This is a genomic window from Enterocloster sp. HCN-30185 (assembly GCF_037890305.1).
In the GTDB taxonomy this organism is placed as follows: domain Bacteria; phylum Bacillota; class Clostridia; order Lachnospirales; family Lachnospiraceae; genus Enterocloster.
In genome coordinates this window covers 1-3,078 of sequence record NZ_JBBKBT010000033.1, presented here as the reverse complement: position 1 = coordinate 3,078, position 3,078 = coordinate 1, and the positions used below count along the sequence as shown (strand labels likewise).

The following is a 3,078-nucleotide window of genomic DNA, read 5'->3' as shown; positions in this document are numbered from 1 at the left end:
GTACCTTGAAAACCGCATATTGAACAAAAAGAATTGAATATTCAATCGAATATCAAGACATCCGAGGCCATACATGAGAGTGTATGGAAACAAACAACAAATTTGTAAACCTAGAACCAAAGGATGCAACGCTATGCATCTAAAGATAAGTAGCCCGCACCCGCAGGCGAACATCGTTTGGTCAAGCTATAAAGAGCGCAGGGTGGATGCCTTGGCACTAAGAGCCGATGAAAGACGTGATAAGCTGCGAAAAGCTTCGGGGAGGAGCAAATATCCATTGATCCGGAGATATCTGAATGGGGAAACCCGGCTGAGCAACCCTCAGTCACCGTACAGTGAATCCATAGCTGTGCGGAGGGAACCCGGTGAACTGAAACATCTAAGTAGCCGGAGGAAAAGAAAGAAACATCGATTCCGGGAGTAGCGGCGAGCGAAACCGGAGGAGCCTAAACCAGCGTGCGTGCATGCTGGGGTTACGGACTGCATAAGTGAGCTGATTCGTTAATGGAACGGGCTGGGAAGCCCGGCCAGAGAGAGTGAGAGCCTCGTACATGAAAGCGATAGGCAGCGGCAGGATCCAGAGTACCGCGGGACACGAGAAACCCTGCGGGAAGTCGGAGGGACCACCCTCCAAGGCTAAATACTCCTTAGTGACCGATAGCGCATAGTACTGTGAAGGAAAGGTGAAAAGGACCCCGGGAGGGGAGTGAAAGAGAACCTGAAACCCTGTGTTTACAAGCTGTGGGAGCACGTTAAGGTGCGACCGCGTACTTTTTGTAGAACGGTCCGGCGAGTTGCCGGCGCTGGCAAGGTTAAGCGGTAAAGCCGTGGAGCCGAAGGGAAACCAAGTCTCAAATGGGCGTAAAGTCAGCGCAGGCAGACCCGAAACCGGGTGACCTATCCATGTCCAGGTTGAAGCGGAAGTAAAATTCCGTGGAGGACCGGATCCACATCCGTTGAAAAGGGTGGGAATGAGGTGTGGATAGGGGAGAAATTCCAATCGAACCCGGAGATAGCTGGTTCTCCTCGAAATAGCTTTAGGGCTAGCCTCGTATTAGTTTAGCGGAGGTAGAGCACTGAATTCCTAAGGGGGCGTCAAAGCTTACCAAGGGATATCAAACTCCGAATGCCGCATAAATGATGTACGGGAGTCAGACTGCACGAGATAAGTTGGGCAGTCGAAAGGGAAAGAGCCCAGACCTACAGCTAAGGTCCCAAAGTGTGTGTTAAGTGGAAAAGGATGTGGGATTTCAGAGACAACCAGGATGTTGGCTTAGAAGCAGCCACACATTCAAAGAGTGCGTAATAGCTCACTGGTCGAGAGGTCCTGCGCCGAAAATGTCCGGGGCTGAAACACAACACCGAAGCTTAGGAACGAGAGATCGTTGGTAGAGGAGCATTCTTAAAGGGGCGAAGCAGTACCGGCAAGGAGCTGTGGACTTTTAAGAAGAGAGAATGCCGGAATGAGTAGCGAGATGGAGGTGGGAATCCTCCAGGCCGAATATCCAAGGTTTCCAGAGTAAAGCTGATCTGCTCTGGGTAAGTCGGGGCCTAAGGCGAGGCTGAAAAGCGTAGCCGATGGACAACAGGTTGAGATTCCTGTACCGCGTATCATCAGAACTGTGGGGACACAGAAGGACAGCACATCCCGGGAATGGGAAGACCGGGGCAAGCAGGGTAGGAGTCAGGCAGGCAAATCCGTCTGGCAATCCGAAGCTGTGATGCGGAGCGAACAGAAGTAGCGAAGTGTGCGATTCCGGCTGTCAAGAAAAGCCGCTATTGTGTGATACGTGCCCGTACCGTAAACCGACACAGGTAGATGAGGAGAGAATCCTAAGGCCGGCGGGAGAAGCATTGTTAAGGAACTCGGCAAAATGACCCTGTAACTTCGGGAGAAAGGGTGCCTGGGAAACCAGGCCGCAGAGAATAGGCTCAAGCAACTGTTTAGCAAAAACACAGGTCTATGCAAAACCGTAAGGTGAGGTATATGGGCTGACGCCTGCCCGGTGCTGGAAGGTTAAGAGGAGAGGTTAGAGCAATCGAAGCTTTGAATTGAAGCCCCAGTAAACGGCGGCCGTAACTATAACGGTCCTAAGGTAGCGAAATTCCTTGTCGGGTAAGTTCCGACCCGCACGAAAGGCGTAATGATTTGAGCGCTGTCTCAACAATGCACCCGGTGAAATTGAAATACCAGTGAAGATGCTGGTTACCCGCGCCAGGACGGAAAGACCCCATGGAGCTTTACTCCAGCTTGATACTGGGATTCGGTACTGCATGTACAGGATAGGTGGGAGGCTTTGAATCATGGACGCCAGTCTGTGAGGAGCCGCTGTTGGGATACCACCCTTGCGGTATTGGATTTCTAACCTGCAGCCATGACCTGGCTGGGGGACAATGTCAGGCGGGGAGTTTGACTGGGGCGGTCGCCTCCGAAAGGGTATCGGAGGCGCTCAAAGGTTCCCTCATAATGGTTGGAAACCATTAGAAGAGTGCAAAGGCATAAGGGAGCTTGACTGCGACACCGACGGGTGGAGCAGGTACGAAAGTAGGACTTAGTGATCCGGTGGTATGAAAGTGGGATTGCCATCGCTCAACGGATAAAAGCTACCCTGGGGATAACAGGCTTATCACTCCCAAGAGTTCACATCGACGGAGTGGTTTGGCACCTCGATGTCGGCTCATCGCATCCTGGGGCTGTAGCAGGTCCCAAGGGTTGGGCTGTTCGCCCATTAAAGCGGTACGCGAGCTGGGTTCAGAACGTCGTGAGACAGTTCGGTCCCTATCCGGCGCGGGCGTAGGATATTTGAGAGGAGCTGTCCTTAGTACGAGAGGACCGGGATGGACAGACCGCTGGTGTACCTGTTGGCCTACCAAGGCCATGGCAGGGTAGCCAAGTCTGGACGGGATAAACGCTGAAGGCATCTAAGCGTGAAGCCCCCCTCAAGATGAGATATCCCATCGCAAGAGTAAGACCCCTTGAAGACGACGAGGTAGATAGGTCAGAGGTGGAAGTGCAGCAATGCATGGAGCTGACTGATACTAATCGGTCGAGGGCTTGACCAGAAGGTTTAGGGAAAA

General features: G+C 52.6%; 1 rRNA gene. It reads left to right on the top strand.

The features are described 5' to 3' along the window. Nucleotides 1-179 precede the first annotated feature (179 nt). Nucleotides 180-3,063: ribosomal RNA gene (locus WKT10_RS15775) — 23S ribosomal RNA — on the top strand. The last annotated feature ends 15 nt before the right edge of the window (nucleotides 3,064-3,078 follow it).